This is a genomic window from Variovorax sp. YR566, from assembly GCF_051992195.1.
GTDB lineage: Bacteria > Pseudomonadota > Gammaproteobacteria > Burkholderiales > Burkholderiaceae_C > Variovorax.
Map to the genome: position 1 here is coordinate 279,405 of NZ_CP197093.1, position 20,827 is coordinate 300,231.

Below are 20,827 nucleotides of genomic sequence, written 5' to 3' on the forward strand. Positions count from 1 at the left end.
CACACGCCATGAGTCGCATCGTTGTCGGCGTTGATATCGGAACCACCAGCACCAAGGCGGTGGCCTTCACACCGGCCGGGCGCGTGCTAGCGCACGACACGGTTGAGTACCCCCTGCTGCAGCCCGAAGCCGGCGCCGCCGAGCAGGATCCAGAACTGATCTTCCAAGCGGTGCTCACCACCATTGCCGGCTGCGTGAAGGAAAGCAAGGCGAGTCCTGCCGACGTGCTCGCCGTGTCGTTCAGCGCGGCAATGCACAGCCTGATTCTGGTCGACGCCGCGGGCAAGCCGCTCACGCACAGCATCACCTGGGCCGACCACCGCGCTTCGGTCTGGGCTGAGCGCATCCGCGACGAATGGGACGGCGATGTGATCTACCGCCGCACCGGGACACCGATCCATCCAATGTCGCCGCTGGCCAAGCTGGTGTGGCTGCGACACGAGCGCGCCGAACTCTTCGCGCGCGCCGAGCGTTTCGTCGGCATCAAGGAATACGTTTTCTTCCGCCTCTTCGGCCAGTGGCAAGTCGACCATTCGATCGCGTCGGCCACGGGCCTCTTCAGCATCGAGCGACTCGACTGGGACGAAGGCGCGCTCGCACTCGCCGGCGTGCGTGCCGATCAGCTCTCGCGCCCAGTGCCGACCACCTGGCACATCGAGGGCCTTACGGTCGACATCGCGGCGCAGTTGGGTCTGGCTCGCGACACCCCCTTCGTCATCGGCGCCAACGACGGCGTTCTCTCTAACCTTGGAGTGAACGCGGTGGCACCCGGCGAGGTAGCCGTGACGATCGGCACCAGCGGCGCGATGCGCACCGTGGTCGATCACCCGATGACAGACCCTGAGGGTCGCACCTTCTGCTACGCGCTCGCCGATCGGCGCTGGGTGGTGGGCGGGCCGGTGAACAACGGCGGCATCATCCTGCGCTGGGTGCGCGACGAGTTCGCCTCGGCCGAGGCCGAGACCGCCAAGCGACTGGGCATCGACACCTACGAGGTTCTCACGCGCATCGCCGAACGCGTCTCGGCGGGCTCCGAAGGGCTGGTGTTTCACCCATTCCTCACCGGCGAACGCGCGCCCTACTGGAACGCCGATTTGCGTGGATCCTTTTTCGGGCTGGGCATCCACCACCGCAAGGAGCACATGATCCGCGCGGTGCTCGAAGGGGTCATCTTCAACCTCTACAGCATCCTGCCGGCGGTAGAGTCGATCGCGGGCCGCAGCGCGTACATCAAAGCCACCGGTGGCTTCGCGCGCTCGGGCATGTGGCGCCAGATGATGGCCGATGTGTTCGATCGTGAGGTGGTGGTGCCCGAGAGCTTCGAGAGCTCCTGCCTCGGCGCCGCCGTGCTCGGGCTCTATGCGTTAGGCCATGTCGATTCGCTCGACGTGGTCGCGGGCATGGTCGGCGCCACACACCGACACACGCCCAATGCCAAGAATGCTGCGCTCTACCGGCAACTGCTGCCGGTGTACCTCTCGCTGCCACGCAAGCTCGGCGAAGAGTATCGACTACTCGCCGCGTTCCAGCAGCAGACGGTCATGTCGCCCCCGGCTCGCCAAGGCTGACGCCGTTGAATCTGTCGCCGCCCTTGGATATCTGATTTTGCTGAACATGATGCCGCTGGCCTCCACCTTCCGCCCGCGTGCGAAAGCCGCACCACCCGAGTCTTTCGCATCGCCTAGCCTCGAAACGCTAGAGACCTGCGCCACGGTTCACTGCGAGGCGGCCGACACGCTCTCGGATCGCCGGCACGATCAACGTTCCTTGCTCGAACACGAACTGCATCTGATCGGCGCCATGCCTGCGCGCCTGCGCATCAGCAGCGGCCCAAATGAGGAAACCCACAACTTCGCGCCCGGGACCGTCGTGCTGCTCGGCCCACGACTGCCACGCAGCCTTGCGTTCGAGCACCGAGCACCGGCCGGCAGCCACTCGAGCGGCAGAGTGCTGCGCTTCAGCGACGAGCCGCTGCGCCGCGGCATGCTGCTCTTTCCAGAACTCGGCGATGTGGGGCCACTGCTGACCCGCGCGCGCGTGGGCGTACAGTTCGTCGGGCTGGGCACGGGCACGCTCGCACGACTGCACCGTATCGAAACGCTGCACGGTCTCGCGCAGTTCTCCGAATTCACCGCGCTGCTAAGCGAGCTTGCGCAATGGACCAACTATCGTCTGCTCGCCGGCGCCGTCCCTACCGATGGACAGGACGATGAAGGGAGGCGAGCGCTGCTCATTCACAAGGCGCTCGACCACATCCGCGACAACTACGAGCAGGAGCTCTCGCTTGCCGAACTCAGCGCGATCGTCGGGATGCGCGAGCACGCCTTCTCGCGCAGCTTCCGTCGCGCCACCGGCCAGACCTTCACCGACTTCGTGATCGGCTTGCGGGTTTCGACGGCCTGCCGCTTGCTGGTGTCGACACGCCAGCAGGTGAGCAGCATCTGCTACGAGGTGGGCTTCAACAACATCTCAAACTTCAACCGGCACTTCCGGCGAATCAAGGGCATGACGCCGGGTGAATTCCGTACACGGCCGTCATCCACGGGGCGCTGAAAGTAATGAGAAGTGAGCCTGAGGATCGTTGGCTCGCGGTCCAAAGGGCAGTTTTCCACATGGAGCCAATCGAAAGACTTGATGATGCGAACAACCCATCCCGCGAATCCCACGGCACGCCGCTTGACCCTTTTCTTGGGCACTGCAGCCCTTGGCCTGAGCTCACTTGTGGGGTCCGTAGCAAATGCGCAAGCGACTTGGCCAACCAAATCGGTTACTTTGCTTGTCGGCTACCCACCCGGCGGGCAAACCGATTTTGCCGGACGCATACTGACGAACGGCATGCAAGGCGCGCTTGGCCAGCCTGTGGTCATCGACAACAAGGCCGGTGTCAACGGCAATATCGCCTCGGTCGAACTGATGAAAGCGCCACCGGACGGCCACAAGCTGCTGGTTGGCAACGGTTCGATGACGATCATGCCGCATGTCTACACCAAGCTGGGCATCGTCGATCCGCAGAAGATGACGCCCATCGGCGTCATGCTGCAGTCACCGTTGGTGCTCGTGGTGCCCGCCACCTCCCCCATCAAGACCTATGCGCAGTTCGCAGAGGAAGTGCAAGCCAGGGCCAAAGCGGGCAAAGGCATTGACTACGGCACCGGTGGGCCGGGCTCGCTGATACATGTCACGATGGAGTTGCTGCGCGAACGCTTGGGCAGCCCGGCGATGAACCATGTGCCCTACAAGGGCAGCAGCCCCGCCATGGTCGACCTGATGGCTGGCCGTCTTGACGCCATGTTCGATGCGACCTCCGTCGTCGCCCCATTTGTCAAGTCGGGTCAGTTGCGCCCACTGCTGGTCACGGGTGAAAAGCGGTCCCCGATGCTACCGAACGTACCCACGGCCACAGAAAGCGGCGTCAAGGACTTCACCATCATCTCCTTCATCGGCCTTTATGGGCCACCTGGCCTGAGCCCGGATGTCGTGAAGAAGGCCAGCAGCGCAATGAATGCGGCCCTTAGGGACCCAACCGTCGTCAAGAGCATTGCTGATCGCGGCGACGAACCAGGCGGCGGTTCTCCGGGACAACTCGCTGAGATGACCCGAGCTCAGTACAAGATGTGGGGCGCGGTGGTGAAAGCCAACAACATCACGGCAGACTAGAGACTACACCCTCCAATCCAATCCAATCCAATCCAATCCAAACCACTCCAGCGCGCGTCGGCGCTTGCATCCTAGCGGCCGCGGAGCACGGTCAACCTGCCAACCAACCAAGGTTAGCGCCGACGGCTAGCCCAGCTGGTGGATTTCGCGCAGCAACCACGTGCCGGAGAACTCGGGCCAAGCGACGGCGCGCGCACGCGAACGCGCATAGTCCTCGAATGGCTGGATCCCCCTCATCCGTGGCTCGCTCGGCTTGCACGTCCGCCCCCCCGGCTGGGTAAATTTTCGGCAGCAATCAACACACTGGTGATGCGCGTTGCGCGCTCCAGAGCATCCTTTTCAGAGCGGCCTTACCTTGCCCCGTCGGTCGGCGGTTACATCGCATGCCTCGAATGAGGATCCGTCGCAAGTCGGATGCAAGGCGCAGCTCGAATTGGTCTGCTCGAACTGCAGCAGATCAATGGGGCGGAGAACGGTTCCGACGCGCCTCTATCGAATCTCTCTTCATCATGTCTCCTTCGAACAATTGGTCTTGGGATTTCTGGTGCCAATCTTGCTGCCTGCGATCGCCGCGGAAGGCGCCTTTTCACGCCGGGGAGGCTTCGGTCCGCGGCGAAGAAACGTACTGTTCGCATTCCACGGCAAGTACGGTCGAGCCGGACGGTGGAAACACATCGTCGGCACCCCCGCTGTCGAACGCCTGCAACGCCGCTGCGGCGTCTTCGACCTTCGCGAACCAGAATTCCTCGATCAGATCGCATCGATCGACATGACTTTCACGGCTGGCCTCAGTCAGCGCAGGAGTGCAGTAGCCGATCGCATCGTCAGCTAGGAGGAAGTTGCGCCGTAACTCCAGGCAACCCTTCAACCTCTGACGGATCGTGCTGACGTCCCGCGAGTCGCTTTGCCGGAACTCGACCGCCGTCATTCCGGCCGGACGCCACACGAAACGCAATACCTTGGCACCCCCGCCATGCGGTGCGGCACGCCAGGTTCCGTCGTGTCCGGTTCGCTCGTCGACGACGACCAGTCGGATGTACTCACGTTGGAGGAACTGCGTCTCATCCTCTGTCACGATCGCGTTGAACGGCGCCGAGTGGTACACGTGCTGTGCACGAGCGAACGAATCGCGATCAAAGTACGTGATCGCCGTCATCGCATCGAACGGACCCGCTGGCCCTCGTTCCTGTAGCTCGCCCTCACGACCTTGCCAGATCGGAAAGTGGCGCCTGAAATCCATCTGCGGCGGAATGTGGCTGTCGATCAGCGCGCAGTGGAAGTTCTCGTAGTACTCCACGAACTGCTGGCGAGACATCGACGATCGTCGCCAGAGAAAGTAAAAGGCCTTTAGCATTTCGTCTGCTTCATATGTGATTCCCAGCCCTCCAGGTGGGCCGTGCGAAAACCTCCGTTCAGGAGGTGCAAAGACCCTTCACGGCCAGCTTCTGGAACAGGTGCGGAGACGCGGTCGAGCTGCTGGGGTATTTCGCCAGCTTTTCTTGGAACACCGGATTCGTGAACGCTTCACGGAACGCCTCGAGGCTCTCCCATACGGCATAGTTCAAGAAGGTGCAGCTGCCGGCGATACCGCGGTGCAACTGTGTGGACATCAAGCCGGGATAGGAACGGAAGAAATTGGCATCGTCCGTCCAAGCCTCCAACAGCGCATCGACTTCACCGGGGTCGACACTGAACACGTTGATCAACACCACAGAACCGTCGGCGTTGGAAAACAGCTGTTCACGCAGCATCACCGTTTTGTCCATTTCCTTGAACTGCACTGACATGGTCATCTCCAAAGTTGAGAAAGAATGAGTGGAGCGCGCTAGACGATGATCTTGGTCTCGCGCGCAAGCACGGAAAAACTGGCGCCAGAATCGACGAAGGAATAGGCGCTCTGCCTCAGCCGCGATTGCAATGCAGCCAGCGCGTCAAAGCCCGTAACCCATGTCTCGACAATGGCGTCCACATCACGAGCCGTCGGCGCGAAGAGCGATGACACGTCGCCGATGCGGTTGTGAACGCGCTTCAGTACGACCGATCGGTAGTCGCGGTCCGCGGCGAGCCGATCCGCCTCGTCGGCTAACGCGGCTTCGAAAGCAGCTTCCGTGAGATCGCTTCGCCGCCGCAAGAAGTCGAACACTCGCAGCGAGCCCGGCTCCGCGGCGGCGGCGAAGATGACTTGCTCGACCGCGTCGTACGCCGCGGGCAAGTGCTGAAGCAGAACACGTCCGATGTACTCCTCATCGGGACGCACCTTCGCCAGGTACTCGGGACTCTCGACAGCGGCAGCGAGCTTGACTTGGTCGAAGACATGCTCGACCACCATCAATAGGTCCGGTGCCGCACCGTAAAGTAGGGCTGACGATTCGCCTTCGCGCACATCCACCGCGGCGTTCATCGTGTAACGCTCAAATACGTCTTCAAAGCCGGGAGTGCGCATCACGAGCGGCGCATGGGAGCCGATGATGTAGTCGCAAGACGCAGCACGATTGGCGGCCCGATGGCAGTAAACAAGTAACAGGTCTTTGCGCACGCGCTTCACTCCTCGGCGAGGGTCCTGTGGTTTCGCCTTTTCGCCCTCACCATAGCCCTTGACTTCGGCGAGGATTGGTTCACCGCCATGCGATTCACTCGTCAATCGATTGACGATTTGTCGTTCTTTTTTCATTGCGATCTTCGTTGCTTGCGTAGTGGAACACATTCGCTAATTTGACAATACATTGTCAAAAGTTGCTGGTAAATCTTATTGTGGTTTTCCCGACTTCACGTCCTAGCTTCGGATCTGTGAAACCATGCCGCAGCCGCGCCTCTGAGAGGTCGTCGGTAACTCACTTGGGTGCGTGGCCCAGACCGCTGACGTCCGCTGGCGTCACGGAAGTAGGTGATGCATACGACGCGTCAGCGCAGTGCACGAATTCGGTGTTTCACGGGACTGTCGCCGGCCGAAGTCGCGCGAAATCCAACCCGAATCAGTCCAGCGCGACCTCCGACACCAGTGTGGAGCGTGTAGAAGGATGAAGCTAGCGCGATCAAATGCGGAATGTCGACGACCAGATCAAGCGTGTTCGCGAGCAGTACGTCGCGCTGTGGCGGCGGACAGCGAGGACATCAAGTGCCGGCATCACGTCCTTGACCATCTCGCCGAACACCACGCTTAATCTGTTCGCGCCGAAGTGGCAAAGATGCATATGGATGTCTCGTCCGTCCGTGAGCAAGGCTGAGCGATTCGCAGCGAGCGCTCCAAAGCGAGACCATCTCGTCGTTCAGAGGGCGGTCTGCGCCTTGAGCGCGGATTTCTCTGGTGCCGCTGTTTTCTTCGTCCGGCGCGCCACCCTCCTGACCGGTGGAGGAAGCGTTGAAAAAACGGGGCCTGCAATGGGTCCGATTTCCGGCAGCGCCATGTACGCAATCTGATCGGCTTCCTGGGCATCGATGCCCATGCCCCGAAGGAACGTCGCAACAAGCTCGTCGGCATGGTTGTCATGCGTCGATTCGGTGAGCATCGTCTCGATACCGTAGAAGATCGACCCGAGAACGATGTCACGTGCGACCTGCGCGTTTGGAACTGTCAGCCTTCTGCGTGCGATGGCATCGCTCACGTCCCGAGTGAGGTTCCGGTCGATCAGTTGCCCGCGTGCCGCAATGCGGGTGCCAACACTCGTGATGAATCTGCCCCATGTGGGATAACGCAGAGCGGTCTGCATGTACAGCCTGGTGCCTGTGCTGAAACGCTCGACGGGATCGAGCAACTCTAGTACTGCGGGATCGATGAACGCCAGTGCTTCGTCGCTGAGTTGGACGGCCAATGCGAGCAGCAGTTCGCCCGTCGTGCCGAAGTGATTGTAAAAAGTTCCTCGCGCTACCCCGGCCTCGGAGATCACGTCGTCGATCACAGTGGCCTCGGGGCCTTTTCTGGCGACGACGGCAAAAGCGCTCTGAAGCAGGCGCAGGCGCGTCTTTCCCCGGCGCTGTGCGCCGACGCGAACGCGATGGTCTTCGGTCGATTGCTTGCTCATCACTCCGGAGGTTACATGACCTCCGCTTCCAACTGACAAATTGTCCATTCTGGTTTTCCCGGGTCTATTTGATCGTTTTGTCGTATTGACGATATGTCCTATTCGGTTAGAGTTCCAAATTATGACAAGACCTTGTCAATCATCTGTGACGTAACGAAGAGGATTCGAATGAAGTTATTCAGACATGGCCCCGAGGGCCTGGAGCGGCCAGGCGCAGTGGATGCTGCGGGCAATCTGCGCGACTTGTCCCTGTTGGTTCCTGATCTCACGCCGGAGTGGATGTCGCCTGAAAAGTTGGGGGCACTGCGTGCCGTGCAGCTCGAACAGTTGCCGCTTGTGCTCAAAGGCGCGCGCCTGGGTACTCCGGTTGCCGGTACGCGTCAGTTCGTTGCAGTGGGCCTGAACTACCGCAAGCACGCCGCAGAGTCTGGGTTAGAGGTACCCAAGGAACCGGTCGTCTTCACGAAGGCACTGACGTCGCTCGCAGGCCCGAACGATGACGTGACGATTCCCGACGGATCCGAGTCTACCGACTGGGAGATCGAGCTCGGTGTCGTGATCGGGACGCAGGCACGACGGGTGACACGCGATTCGGCCCTGGGGCATGTCGCGGGTTATTGCCTGGCCAATGACGTCTCGGAGCGCGACTGGCAGATCAAGCGCAATGGCCAGTGGGGGAAGGGGAAGAGCTTCGACGGGTTCGGTCCGATCGGCCCATGGCTGGTGACCAGCGACGAGATTCCGGACCCGCAGTCCATCCCGCTTGAGTTGAAGGTGAATGACCAGGTTCGTCAGCGCAGCAACACTGCCGACATGATCTTCTCGGTCGCGGAGATCGTCTCGTATCTGAGTCAGTTCATGACGCTGCTGCCGGGCGACGTGGTGATCACGGGAACGCCTGAAGGTGTCGGCCTCGGTATGAAGCCGCCCCGGTTTCTTGGGCGAGGCGACATCGTCACGCTGGACGGGGGAGTGCTGGGAACGCAGCGGCAGCACTTCGTTTGAGTCGTCCTTGGCCCCAAGGGCTGCGCCGCATCCACGACGACAAATGTGCCTGAGTCATTGCGTACTCGCGGATCTGTAAATGCGTGGTGTCGATCTGCCAGCAGCGTTCATCTTGCCGGCGGCCTCGAAGGCGGGCGGGGTGTGCGCCGTGTGTATGACGGCGGCGTACCTCCAGGATGCGTGCTGCTACCGCAATCCGGCGGATGCCGTCATGCGGTTTTTTTCAAACTCTACACGGAACTCATTCCATGCATTCTGAAGATGTTGTTGACGTCGCCATTGTCGGCTATGGCCCGGTAAGCGAAATCCTGGCCCTCGCTTTGGCGCGACAGGGCCGCAGTGTTGCGGTGTTCGAGCGATGGGAGGAGCGTTACCCGCTGCCTCGTGCAGTCTGCATCGACCACGAGATGTTCCGTCTGCTCAGCAGCCTGGGCTTGCGCGAACAACTGCCGACGGTTTCGCATGCCGGTCCGTGGTACCGCTGGTACAACGCAGAGTGGAAGGAACTGCTGGCCATCGACTGGTCGGCGGAGTCGATCTCTGGTGGCCCCGAAGTGCATTTCGTGCACCAACCTACGCTCGAGACGATGTTCGACGAAGCCGTGCGTGCGCAACCCATGGTCCGGGTGAACTTGGGCTGGGAGGCCGAGAGCTTCGAGCAGAACGAGGAATCCGTGATGCTGCGCGTGCGGCGTACCTCCGGCTCCGAGGTTCGCACGGTCAAGGCGCGCTACCTGGTGGGGGCGGACGGCGCGAACAGTAGGGTGCGCGAGACGATCGGCGCATCGCGTGAGGATCGCGGTTTCGAGGCGGACTGGCTGGTCATCGACGTTCTTCCTCACGAAGGGGTGACGCTCGACATCCCTCCCGCGGCACAGTACTGCAACCCCACGCGGCCCACGACCATTGTCCCAGCCGGCATACGAGATGGCCGCTACTACCGTCGTTGGGAGTTCATGCGCCTGCCGCACGAGACCCGTGAGGAGTTGGAAGACGAAGCCGTTGCTTGGAAGTTGCTCGCCAACTGGGTAGGGCCAGACCAGTGCACCATCGTGCGGCACAAGGTCTATACCTTCCGATCGCTGCTGGCCAACCAGTGGCGCAGCGGTCGCGCCCTGATCGCGGGGGATGCTGCCCATTTGATGCCACCCTTCATGGGCCAGGGCATGTGCGCCGGCCTTCGCGACATTGCCAATCTGGTGTGGAAATTGGGTCTGGTGCTGGATGGGCGCGCGGACGAGCGCCTGCTCGACACCTACCAGATCGAGCGACGCCCGCATGTCAGTGACGTGATCGACATCTCCGCTTACTTGGGCCGAGTCATTTGTGTGTCGGATCCAGCGAAGGCCGCGGAACGCGATGCGTCCTTCTTCAGCGGCAACATTCCGCCCCCCCCACCGTTCCCGCACTTGCGCGATGGCTTCATCTCGCGGGCCAATATCGAGGGACGGGCCGTGGCGGGCTTGCTGTCGCCACATGGGCGAGTTCGTCGCGACGGGGTGCGTGAGCGCTTCGACGATGCGATCGGTGTCGGCTGGCGCCTGATCGCCATCGAACGAGGAGCGCTTCAAGCCATCGGTGAGCGCCAGCATCAGGTGCTGCAAGCACTCGATGCCTGCAGTGTGCTGGTTGCAGACGCAACCGAGACGATTTCCGATGCGTGGAGTGACGAGGACGGCAAGTTTGTGCCATGGATGCGCAAGCACGGGGTCGTCGCCATGCTTGTCCGCCCCGACTTCTATGTCTATGGAGGGGCTCGGACTGCCGCCGAGGTTGCGCCGCTGATCGATGAGTTCGCCGACAGCATGGCGGCATACGGCATCGGCTCGCAGGCTTCGCGCACGCTTGTCGCCGCCTGACTTCGCGAGCCGAAAACTGCGTTGTAGCAAGACACACAGGAGCACAACATGGGCATTGTCTGTGCGCCGACCACGAGTCGATGGCATGTCGATCTTCCAACGATGACCTAAGGAGACTCTCGATGGCCAGCATTCATTCAGTCGACGAGTTCGCGATCGGCGTCCCAGATCTCATGGATGCGGAACGCTTCTATGGCGCCTTCGGACTGCAGGTGAGGCGGGAGGGCGACGCACTAGGTCTCTACACCGTTGGGCATCCTCACCGGTGGGGGCGCGTCTACGGGGGCTTGCCGTGCAAGAAGCTGATGTGGCTGACGCTCGGGGCCTACGAGGAGGAACTGGCCGAGATTCGCCGCCAGGTGAAGAGCGTAGGGGCCTCGGAGTCGGTCCCGCCTCCGCAGGCGGATGCGGGCGGCTTTTGGATCAGGTCGCCGGACGGCGTGCCCATGCAAGTTCGTCCGGCCCAAAAGTGTTCACCATCTAGTCCCGCTCCGCGCGAGTTCACGCCAGCCGCTGGCATGGGGCATGCGCTGGTCGGCCGATCACCTGCTCGTAGCAAGGTGCAGAAGGTGAATCCGCTCTATCTGTCGCACCTTCTTCTGTTCACTGCCGACGTGGATCAGGCGATGGATTTCTTCTGCAGTGGACTGGGGTTGCGACTGTCCGACCGATCGGGCTCCTCGATCGCGTTCCTGCATTCCCCGCATGGCAGTGACCATCACCTGATCGCCCTGGCCAAGTCGTCGGGGCCCGGGCTGCATCACACGAGCTGGTGCGTTCCGTCGATCGATGCAGTTGGTCTCGGCATGGAGCAGATGTCGGACGCCGGGTACGGCGAAGGTTGGGGGGTTGGGCGACATGTCCTCGGGTCCAACTATTTCCGCTATGTCAAAGATCCCTGGGGCAGCTTCGCCGAGTACTCGTATGACATTGACTACATCCCCGCCGGAGCGCAATGGCCTGCGGCCGATCATCCGGGAGCGGACTCGCTGTACGTCTGGGGCCCCGCTGTACCTGCAGACTTCATCCGCAATACCGAGATCGAGGTCTGACACAGGGAGCCTCTACCTTCTGGCCGCGAGCGAGGGGCGCGGCTGAGCGCATAAGAGTGGCCTTCTCGGAGACGGCTTGTGCGACGCGCCGCAAGAGCCCGGTGCTGCCTTGCGGCCCACGGCATGGACTGTGGATGGAACAGGACTTCAGTTGCGCTGAAACCCCGCAACCGCTCTCTTGCCGTCCCGTGAGGATCGGGTCGTCTGCAGCGCCTTGCATGTCGAGGGATGGGGCGGCCGTGCTGGTGCATCCAAAAAGGAGGATTTCATCGGGTAAACCACCATCGAAAAAATGACAATAACTTGTCAAAGTGGATGACGATAAGAGCAGCGATCCCCTGTCTTCTAAAGGCGAAAAGGTTCCTTCTTTTCTAAGGGTGGATCGATGAGGCAAGAGAACGAAACAGCAACTTTTAGATGGAGATTCATATGTCTGCGAATTTCAAGGAAATGGACAAGAAGGTGACATTGAAAGATCAACTCTTCTCCCATGCGAACGGGTCGATAACGTTGGTCAACGTCTTCAATGTCGATCCTGATGAAGTCGATGCGTTCATGTCGGCATGGAAGGACGATGCCGACTATTTCCGCACTCATTCCGGTTTGCTTTCCGCCCAGCTGCATCGTGGCATCAGCGGGAGCTGCACCTTCTTGAACTACGCGGTTTGGGAGAGCCTCGAGGCTTTCCGGGAGGCCTTCTCCAATCCCGTGTTCCAGCAAAAGCTGGCGAATTACCCCAGCAGCGCGATCGCGTCTCCGCACGTGTTCCAGAAGCTGGCAGTAAAGGGTGTCTGCGCCGCGTCTTAAGCGGCCGTGCGCTCTACGCAAGTGCTCGAGCGCACGCGACTGATATGTCCGGCCGACAGGAGTCCGCGACCAGCCAGCCGATCTGGGTAATGGTTCTCAGAACTGCGCACTGAGAACCGATCTACCCGAGCCGGGGTCGGCGCCGGTGAGCGGGGGCGCAACTAGCAGCAAGTACAAAAATCTGAAGGAGACAGCATGAGTATCGACATGGTGGAAGCACGGAGAGGCCATCCGCCTGTCCGCCGCAAGGACTTTAGAGGCCGTCGTGCCCGCATCGCCGGAGCAGTCTTCGTCGTGATGAGCGGCGGCACTGCGCAGGCCGTTCAATTCGACACCGACGACCCGGACCTCTCGGTCCGCTGGGACAATACGCTCAAATACAGCAGTGCGTTTCGGGTGAAGAAACCCTCCGCCGTGCTGATCGGGAACCCGAATCTCGACGACGGCGATCGCAACTTTGGCAGAGGGTTGATCTCGAGTCGAGTGGACATTCTTTCCGAACTGGACGTCGCGTATCGGGGGGTGGGGTTTCGCTTGAGCGGGGCGGGATGGTACGACTCGATCTACAACCGAAGGAATGACAACGATTCGCCGCACACGGTGAACCATGTCTCGGTTCCGTACAACCAGTTCGTCAGAGACACGAGGAACCAGGCCGGCCGAGATGTCCAGTTGCTTGATGCCTTCGGCTACATCAAGGGCACCGTCGATGACATGCGCTACACCGTTCGTCTGGGCCAGCACTCAGTGCTCTACGGCGAGACCTTGTACTTCGGCGGGAACGGCATTGCTGGCGCGCAATCTCCGATCGATGTCTACAAACTGCTGAGCGTGCCCAATACTCAATTCAAGGAGATTGTGCTGCCGCAACCGCAGATCTCGTTGCAAGCGCAACTGAATTCTCGCCTCAGTCTAGGCGCCTACTATCAGTTTCATTGGGAAGCGGACCGTCTTCCTCCTGCTGGCAGTTACTTCTCCAATGCGGACATGCTGCAAAAGGGGGCTGAGCAGATTCAGACGGGGCCCGGCCATGATCCCTACGCTCGCACCTCGGATCAGAAGGCGAAGAACAGCGGGCAAGGTGGTGTTCAACTGCGCTGGCGACCAGGGTGGACCGAGGGCGAGATTGGCTTCTATGCGGCACAGTTCAACGCGAAGACGCCATACGTGATGCTCTACCCCCTGGGCGGCACATACAACCTGTTGTATCCGAACCGCGTTCAGACACTCGGCACAAGTTACTCCGTCAATGTCGGGGATCTGAACATCGCGACGGAACTGTCGTTCCGTCATAACCAGCCGCTGGTCGCAGCGGCGGGCGCAGTGGCGGTGTTCCCGGGGCAACTCTCGGACAACGGCAAGAACCCCCAGTATCCGCTGGGCAATACGTTGCACTGGAATGCCTCGGCGATCGGGACATTGCCAAGGACGTCTTTCTGGGATGGCGGGACCTTCACCGGTGAGATCGCATTCAACTCACTGTTGGCAGCTCAGAAGAACGCAAACAAGATTGACCCGGGCGCGACAAAGAACGCGTTCGCAATGCGAGCGGTCTTCTCCCCGTCGTACTACCAGGTCCTGCCGGGGCTGGATCTGAATGTTCCGATCGGGATTGGCTACAACCCGTACGGTCGATCATCTGTCATCAATACCTTCAATGGTGGCGCGACGCATGGCGGTGACCTGAGCATTGGCATCTCCGGAACCTACCAGCAGCTCTGGAATTTCTCGCTCACCTACACCCATTACCTGGGGAAGGCGGCGCCCGCCACTCAGGGGCAGGCTTCGAGTACATACACCTTCAAGCAATCGCTGAAGGACCGGAATTTCGTGGCGCTGTCCGTGTCACGCACCTTCTAAGGAGATATCGGCATGATTAAGAGATATGCACTGATCGCGGCGCTGGTTGCAGTCAGCGCCGGCGCGAATACGGCATTGGCAGCGGCATCGGCGGACGAGGTCGCCAAGCTCGGCACGACGCTGACACCGTTTGGTGCCGAAAAGTCCGGGAACAAGGAAGGCACGATTCCGGCATGGACTGGTGGCGAGACGAAAGTACCCGCTGGCCTAAAGGGCAACGCCAAGCGCGCCGATATCTTCGCGTCGGAGAAGCCGCTCTTTTCGATCACGGTGCAGAACTACGCCAAGTACGAAGACAAGCTCACCGATGGCCAGATCGCGCTGTTCAAGAAGTTTCCCGACTACCGCATGGACGTGTATCCGACGCACCGCACGGCTGCGGCGCCGCAGTGGGTTTACGACAATACGCTGAAGAACGCGAAAAATGCCACGCTGACGGAGGAGGGCAGCAGCGTCAAGGGCGCTTACGGGGGCATCCCGTTCCCCATCGCCAAGAGCGGGGCGGAGGCCATGTGGAACCACCTCCTGCGGTGGCGGGGCACTTCGGCCCAGTTCCCGAATCGAGCATATGTGACGTCCTCGGACGGCAAGCGCTACTTGGTCACGGACGCGATCCTCAGAGCGCAGTCGCCGTACTACATGAAAGACGGCCCGAAGAGCGACTACCGCGACGAGTACGACATCCTTCACATGAAGGCGCTGGGGCCACCGCAGATGGCCGGCCAGGCCATCGCTTCGCGCGATTCGCTGGACCTCAAGACGCCCTCGAGCCTGTGGCTGTACCTGACCGGCCAGCGCCGGGTCCGCAAACTCCCCGTTTCATCGTACGACACGCCCGCACCGATCGTTTCCGGAGTCTCGAACAACGACGAGTTCTATGTGTTCCGGGGTGCTCTGGACCGCTACGACTGGACACTCGCCGGAAAGAAGGAAGTCTTTATCCCTTACAACAACAACGGGTTCAGCCTGCCAGCAAAGGATGAGGATGTCTTGATGTCCAACTTTGCCAATCCGAACAACGTGCGCTGGGAACTGCACCGTGTCTGGGTTGTGGACGCCAGCGTGGGGGCGGGCAAGCGGCATGTGATGCCCAAGCGGCGCTTCTATCTGGACGAGGACACATGGACGGCGCAACTGTCTGACGGGTGGGATGCCAGCGGCAAGCTGTGGAAGACGTTCGTGATGATGAACTACGTCGCTCCTGACCTTCCCGGCGTAGTGACGGGGCCGTTCGTCGCAACGAACCTGCAAACGGGTGACTGGGTGATCATCAACATGGCGAACCAGGCGTCCTACACCATCGATCTCCCCGCTAAGCCATGGCCGGATTCGGATTTCACTGGCGATGCGCTGATGCTTGACGGCGTGCGTTGATACGACGTGAGGGAGATTGCGGTGAGCGACGGCATGAGCCGTAGTTCGGCAGGTTTGGCCTGCAGTTGATATACGCGACTGCGCGATGAGCAGGGTCGTCCTGTCGCCGTGCGACAGGCGGCATGCCGCGATTTCCATGTTCCAAGAGGTCCAGGTGTCAAATGCGTGGCCGGCGAATCGCCTGAAAGCGAAAGGATGTCTGGCGGCATTGGTCCTCGCCGAGGCACCGGGTCGCCGTGCCGGCACTCCGACACGCTCGGGCATTCTGCAGGCGCTGCACGGCACCGATCAGGCGAATCCTCGGGGTTCCAATGTCGATCTCTAGGCAGTCGCGGACAACCCGGGTCACGTTTTGCCGATGTCGTGCATGTCGCTGAAGATGCGCGCAGTGTCCGATGGGTCTGTGCTGGAACGGATGAGCTTCGCGCGGTCGAAGCTCCGATGGACATTGGGCTACGGCACTGCAGTTCCATCGCGAAGGGGCGGGCGCCGATGCCACGAATCTCTGGGCGAAGGTCGCCGATACGGCCGGTCAGACCTAAGTGGACTAGGGCCTGTTAACACTAATTGCGCGCATCGCGTGTTCGAGCGACATTGGTGGCATGGAGATCACACGAGCGCAGTTTGAGCAGATCGAGGACTGCTTGCCGACTCAGCGAGGCAATGTCAGCTTGTCGAACTTGCAGGTACTCAATGCCATCTTGTACGTCGCCGAGCATGGGTGCAAGTGGCGAGGCCTGCCCAAGCGGTTCGGCAACTGGCACACCATCTACACGCGCATGAATCGCTAGGCCAAGTCTGGCGTCCTGGACAGAGCCTTCGCGCAGCTACAGCTCGCGCAAGTGGTGCAGATCAAGATCGAAGCCGTGTCGTTGGACAGCACCAGCGTCAAGGTGCATCCCGATGCCACAGGCGCTGGAAAAAAAACGGTCCGCAAGCTATCGGCAAGTCCCGCAGCGGATGGAACACCAAGATCCACCTTCTCGCCGCGGACGCGCGCACGGCCGTAACGTTCTCGTTGTCGCCGGGCCAGGCGCACGATGCACCCGAAGGTCGCGAGTTGCTCAGGCGCTTGGGCGCGCCGAATCGGCAGCTGCATCTGCTCATGGATCGCGCCTATGAAGGCAACGAGACTCGACAGCTTGCGCTTGACCTCGGCTTTATACCTGTCGTCCCGCCACTGCGCACCCGCGTCGAGCCGTGGGAATACGACCGCGCCATGTACAAGCGCCGCAATGAAGTCGAACGCTTGTTCCGTCGGCTCAAGGGCTATCGGCGCATCTTCTCCCGGTTCGAGAAGCTCGACGTCATGTTCACCGCCTTCATCAGCTTCGCCCTCATCGCTGATGGCTTGCGGTTGTGTTAACAGGCCCTAGATGTCGCGGTCCCTCGAGTCGCTTGCCTTGTTGCGTGTGCTACGGGATGCGCGTTCGTTCACGACGCTGACGGAGGTGAGTGTGAGTAGTCGCAACTTGCCGACCACGTCAACGGCAATGTCCAGCTGCTTCTTGTCAAAGTGAGTCGCTAACTGATTGACCCATGCGGACTGGTAGCTGTTTACTTCGTTGAGCTTCTCGAGGCCTGCCGACGTGAGGGCGACATTCTTCGTGCGTTGGTCCTCGGCGTTGTCGTTCAAGGAGACGTAACCCTGATCTTCAAGGGACTGTACGCTAAGCAGCGCGCCTTGTCGCGAGATGCCCATCTCGCGTCCCAACTGGGCCGCTGTCTTGTCCTCTGCCTTCAGTGCGTTCAGGATCTGCCACCGCATGGCCGTCATCGACGGATCGCGCGCGATCAGCGGTGCGGCATCGACCAGGTCGACGTTGGATTTGAAGATCGTCAGGATGAGGTCGGTCAGTGCCTCGCCGGATTCTGTTCGACGAGGAGATCTTGTTCTCTTTGCTCTCATGGATTGATACTACTTTGTGGCGAGACGGCTGTGCCTGCGGCATATCAGATGAAAGCCGACGAGCCATGCAGGCCATAGAGGACGGTGACTTGTAGGCCCGGCAGCTGCAAATGCCAGTGATCGGTGCTGCGGCGATTGCGAGAAAGGGCTAACGAACCAGCAACCTCGATGGGGCGATACTTCGGCCAGAAGGCGGCGATCCATTGTATGTGGGCACACACAGCAGCCACGGAGAATGGGGTCGTCCACCACTGAGTACGTGGCGCACACGAATGAGAGGCTAAGACGCGCGGGTGACGAAGGTCGGCCTCCGTGGGCCTTGCGTGCGTTGCTTCCTTGAGGTGGGGGCCACGCGTGTTCTTCGGCAGACCTGAAGTGGGTGTCGTCGAGAGCGCGCCAGCATGCAGACCGTGCTCGAAGTCCACGCGTTTGATTCCCGGGGTCAGGCGGCTCCGCGTAGACAAAGGCGCTGGTTGACGGGCGCGAATGAAACGACTGCGGCAAGCTGATTGAGCGCATCAGTTCGACGCTGAAGGCGCGACCCTGGAGAAACGCCGCCGCGGCGGATGGCGCAACTCAGCCGCAGTGCCAACTCGGTCATGCGCTCGGCGCAGGAGGCAGGGGGCGCCTTTGCTGCGCTTGTTCCTTCCAGAAGGCCCAGGGCCGCTGTACCTCGGCTTCAACCGCTGCCGCGCCAGAACATTCCGCCGCGGACAGAGCGGAAACCTCACCCATGAGCATCGCTTCCTTCAGGCAGCGCGCATTCGTCTCGGCATAGATTGCCCGATAGACGGCTCGATGCAAGGTGTCGGCGACCACCGTGGAGCCGTGACCACGCATCAGGACAAGCTTGTCCTGCTTGAAATGCTCGGCTAAGTGTCGCCCGAGTTCTGCGTCGCGAATGAGCAAGTCCGTTCCATCCCCGCGAACCTCGCGCATGTCAAAGATGGGCACTTTCGTGCCAACGAATCCTGCCATGTGCATCGTCGCGCGTAGCGGAACGTTCTTCAGGATGCTGAAAGAGACCACTGTCGGCGAATGACTGTGAACCACTGCGTTGATTTCGGGCCAGCGGCGATAGATCTCGCTGTGAATGAACCGCTCCAGGTACAGGCGCGCACTCGTGGGCGAAACCGGGTGGCCCTCGAGATCGAACAGCAGGATATCCGCCTCGGTGACTTGCGCAGGGGCGATGTTTCGTGCCAGGAGGAACTGCTGCGGATTCACGGGATCGCGCACGCTGACATGGCCGAAGGCATCGACAACGTTTTGGTCAAAGAGGATGTGGTTGGCCGTGACCAGGTCTTCGACGAATGCGGCGCGCGAGCCCGGCAAGGACTGGGGGGTGATCGACATTGTGGTCATCAGAGGTTGTCAGCTGGTGGGACGGATTGCCGGGCCTGTCGCCGGCAGTTGGGGAGGTGGGTGCAAGTAGATGCTATGTGTTATCCCATTTACATGTCAAGTACTTGTCGAGTGTGCGTCGTTCCGGTTAGCGATAAGTGGCGTTCTATGCGGTCTTCGGAGCGAGCTGTTTGGCTATTTTCTAGTTGGGAGTTCACGAGAAAACCTAGCGATAAGGGAAATCACCAGTGCCATCCATGTCGCCTTCGCGAATACATTCCAAGAACGACAAGTGCTTGTCAAAAAATGAATGACAAGTCACTGGTTTTGGCGCTTCCGGTCAGGTCGAATTCTTTGTCTCGCCGGAGCGCGGTTGACGATCGCCGGAAGTTGGGGGGCGACCTTCGAGGTGGCTGCTGTACCTGAGTGGCTTGTGTCAATGCAGGAGCCGCTCGACAGGTCGAGGGCTTGCACGAGGCGTTGCCGAGGACGCGAACGAAATGGGCAGTCGGAAATGGAGTCGCTTGATGTGTTGTGGTGCGTTGGACGCTTGGTTTCCCGCTGGCTCTTGGTCCGCGCGAGTAGTTGCAGCGTCCCCGACGGTCCTGATGGCTTTGAGCACGAGTGAGTCGAGTGAGGTGAATGATGCGAACCTATGATTTTGTTGTTTTGGGGGGCGGCCCTGCAGGCGGGGCCGCTGCATTGGAGCTCGCATCTGTGGCTTCGGGGGCTACGGTCGCGTTGATTGGGAGCGAGCTGCACTTGCCCTACGAACGCCCCCCTCTGTCGAAGGCGGTGCTCCAGCAGGCGAGCCTGCGACAAGGCCCTCTGTCGTTGTTTGGGGGGCGACAGGCGTTCGAGGCAGCCGCCGTTGCGTTGCATCTGGGGGTTTGCGCTGAACATGTGGATGCCGCATCGCGCAGCATTGCCCTGTCGTCGGGCGAGCGAATGGGCTACGGCAAGCTGCTCTTTGCGACCGGCGCTTCGGCGCGGCGTCTGGCCCTGGCGGGGGCTGAGCTGGATGGCGTGCGCACGCTGCGCACCTTTGCGGATGCGGTGGCCATCGCGGGCGCTTTGACGGGCGAGGTGCCGGCACGTCGTGTTGTCGTGATCGGCGGGGGCTTCATCGGCTTGGAAGTGGCTGCGACCGCGTCCAGGTTGGGATGCGACGTCATCGTTGCCGAGATGGGGCCGCGCCTGCTCGGCCGCGCGGTGCCCGAAGCGGTTTCGGAGGCTGTGTTGAGGAAGTTTGAAGCCGAAGGCGTGCGCGTGCTGCTTCGTTGCGGTGTTGCAGCCTTGCGTGGTGACGAGAAAGTGCGCGCCGTTGAGCTGACCGATGGCCGGTGCCTGGAGGCTGACGCCGTGGTCGTTGGCATCGGTGCGGTGCCGAACGACATGCTGGCGCTCAAAGCCGGATTGCAGGTGGAAGACGGCATCGTGAGCGATGTCGAAGGGCGGACATCTGACCCGAACTGCTTTGCGGCTGGGGATGTGGCGCGCCGACGGGCCGGGTTGCCGTGGCGACCGGAGTATTTCTGCCGGACCGAGGCGTGGGAGCCCGCGTTGCAGCAGGGTCGCGCCGTGGGCCGCGCCATGGCCGGCCAGGTGCCGCCGCATGTTGACCTCCCTTGGGTCTGGTCCGACATGTTCGACTGGAACATCCAGGTGCTCGGGCACGGCGAACTAGCTGATCGCTGCGTCGTTCGGGTAGGCCAAGACCCGAATGCCTTCACTGTCTTCCAGATGCGCGGAGACCGGCTTGTCGGCGCCGTGACGGTGAACGAGGGGCGGAGCATGGCGCTGCTCAAGCGCGAACTGCCCAGCGCCGCGCTGGTCGATGCAGAGCGTCTTTCCGACTCGGGCATCGCACTGCGTGCGGCATTGCGGCCTCAGTTCGATCCTGCAGGCGCCTAACCGGCCGCCAGCGACCTGTTTCTCGGA

General features: G+C 61.2%; 17 protein-coding genes and 1 pseudogene. 12 read left to right on the forward strand and 6 right to left on the reverse strand.

Annotated elements, in window-relative coordinates:
• The first annotated feature begins 8 nt into the window (after positions 1-8).
• From gntK to ACTG4X_RS35380, 3 genes are all read left to right on the forward strand, one after another.
• Positions 9-1,568 carry a gluconokinase gene (gene gntK, locus ACTG4X_RS35370; RefSeq protein WP_097201073.1) on the forward strand — a complete coding sequence of 520 codons (1,560 nt, stop codon included), beginning with the start codon at positions 9-11 and terminating at the stop codon, positions 1,566-1,568.
• 46 nt (positions 1,569-1,614) lie between these two features.
• Positions 1,615-2,553, forward strand: coding sequence for a helix-turn-helix domain-containing protein (locus tag ACTG4X_RS35375; RefSeq protein ID WP_257015132.1), 939 nt, complete (start codon positions 1,615-1,617; stop codon positions 2,551-2,553).
• 282 nt (positions 2,554-2,835) lie between these two features.
• On the forward strand, positions 2,836-3,657 hold the full coding sequence (locus tag ACTG4X_RS35380) for a Bug family tripartite tricarboxylate transporter substrate binding protein (RefSeq protein ID WP_440534477.1): 822 nt from the start codon (positions 2,836-2,838) through the stop codon (positions 3,655-3,657).
• 586 nt (positions 3,658-4,243) lie between these two features.
• On the opposite strand, the gene ACTG4X_RS35385 is transcribed toward ACTG4X_RS35380, so the two are convergent.
• The 4 genes from ACTG4X_RS35385 to ACTG4X_RS35400 all read right to left on the reverse strand — a co-directional run bounded on the left by ACTG4X_RS35385 (position 4,244) and on the right by ACTG4X_RS35400 (position 7,676).
• Positions 4,244-4,972: an EthD domain-containing protein gene (locus ACTG4X_RS35385; RefSeq protein WP_440534478.1), complete on the reverse strand. Its 729-nt coding sequence runs from the start codon at positions 4,970-4,972 to the stop codon at positions 4,244-4,246.
• Positions 4,973-5,069: 97 nt separating this feature from the next.
• Complete coding sequence (locus tag ACTG4X_RS35390) at positions 5,070-5,444, reverse strand: antibiotic biosynthesis monooxygenase family protein (protein ID WP_097201237.1); 375 nt, start codon at positions 5,442-5,444, stop codon at positions 5,070-5,072.
• A 38-nt stretch (positions 5,445-5,482) separates the two neighbouring features.
• Positions 5,483-6,328, reverse strand: a complete 846-nt coding sequence (locus tag ACTG4X_RS35395) for an EthD domain-containing protein (protein WP_179830555.1) — start codon at positions 6,326-6,328, stop codon at positions 5,483-5,485.
• A gap of 595 nt (positions 6,329-6,923) precedes the next feature.
• Positions 6,924-7,676, reverse strand: coding sequence for a TetR/AcrR family transcriptional regulator (locus ACTG4X_RS35400; protein WP_097201238.1), 753 nt, complete (start codon positions 7,674-7,676; stop codon positions 6,924-6,926).
• 168 nt (positions 7,677-7,844) lie between these two features.
• On the opposite strand from ACTG4X_RS35400, the gene ACTG4X_RS35405 reads away from it, so the two are divergent.
• The 8 genes and pseudogenes from ACTG4X_RS35405 (at position 7,845) to ACTG4X_RS35440 (ending at position 16,999) form a co-directional block, all read left to right on the forward strand.
• Positions 7,845-8,681, forward strand: a complete 837-nt coding sequence (locus tag ACTG4X_RS35405; RefSeq protein WP_097201076.1) for a fumarylacetoacetate hydrolase family protein — start codon at positions 7,845-7,847, stop codon at positions 8,679-8,681.
• Between the two features lie 248 nt (positions 8,682-8,929).
• Positions 8,930-10,540, forward strand: coding sequence for a bifunctional 3-(3-hydroxy-phenyl)propionate/3-hydroxycinnamic acid hydroxylase MhpA (mhpA, locus tag ACTG4X_RS35410; protein WP_440534479.1), 1,611 nt, complete (start codon positions 8,930-8,932; stop codon positions 10,538-10,540).
• A gap of 122 nt (positions 10,541-10,662) precedes the next feature.
• Positions 10,663-11,592 (forward strand): VOC family protein, encoded by a 930-nt coding sequence (locus ACTG4X_RS35415; protein WP_440534480.1) that lies wholly within the window; start codon positions 10,663-10,665, stop codon positions 11,590-11,592.
• A 429-nt stretch (positions 11,593-12,021) separates the two neighbouring features.
• Complete coding sequence (locus ACTG4X_RS35420; protein ID WP_440534481.1) at positions 12,022-12,399, forward strand: antibiotic biosynthesis monooxygenase family protein; 378 nt, start codon at positions 12,022-12,024, stop codon at positions 12,397-12,399.
• Between the two features lie 195 nt (positions 12,400-12,594).
• Positions 12,595-14,259 carry a DUF1302 domain-containing protein gene (locus ACTG4X_RS35425; RefSeq protein ID WP_440534482.1) on the forward strand — a complete coding sequence of 555 codons (1,665 nt, stop codon included), beginning with the start codon at positions 12,595-12,597 and terminating at the stop codon, positions 14,257-14,259.
• 12 nt (positions 14,260-14,271) lie between these two features.
• Positions 14,272-15,633: a DUF1329 domain-containing protein gene (locus ACTG4X_RS35430; protein WP_440534483.1), complete on the forward strand. Its 1,362-nt coding sequence runs from the start codon at positions 14,272-14,274 to the stop codon at positions 15,631-15,633.
• Positions 15,634-15,718: 85 nt separating this feature from the next.
• Entirely contained in the window at positions 15,719-15,958 is a 240-nt protein-coding gene (locus tag ACTG4X_RS35435; protein WP_143696852.1) for a hypothetical protein, read from the forward strand.
• A 277-nt stretch (positions 15,959-16,235) separates the two neighbouring features.
• Positions 16,236-16,999: pseudogene (locus tag ACTG4X_RS35440) on the forward strand (IS5 family transposase).
• A 6-nt stretch (positions 17,000-17,005) separates the two neighbouring features.
• On the opposite strand, the gene ACTG4X_RS35445 reads toward ACTG4X_RS35440, so the two are convergent.
• Together ACTG4X_RS35445 and ACTG4X_RS35450 are read right to left on the reverse strand one after the other, a co-directional pair.
• Positions 17,006-17,542, reverse strand: a complete 537-nt coding sequence (locus ACTG4X_RS35445; protein WP_440534484.1) for a MarR family winged helix-turn-helix transcriptional regulator — start codon at positions 17,540-17,542, stop codon at positions 17,006-17,008.
• A gap of 597 nt (positions 17,543-18,139) precedes the next feature.
• Positions 18,140-18,898, reverse strand: coding sequence for a class II aldolase/adducin family protein (locus tag ACTG4X_RS35450; protein WP_097201240.1), 759 nt, complete (start codon positions 18,896-18,898; stop codon positions 18,140-18,142).
• A gap of 633 nt (positions 18,899-19,531) precedes the next feature.
• Between ACTG4X_RS35450 and ACTG4X_RS35455 the strand changes: the two genes are divergently transcribed.
• The gene (locus ACTG4X_RS35455) at positions 19,532-20,800 is read left to right on the forward strand and encodes an NAD(P)/FAD-dependent oxidoreductase (RefSeq protein ID WP_440534686.1); all 1,269 of its coding nucleotides are present in this window, start codon (positions 19,532-19,534) and stop codon (positions 20,798-20,800) included.
• The last annotated feature ends 27 nt before the right edge of the window (positions 20,801-20,827 follow it).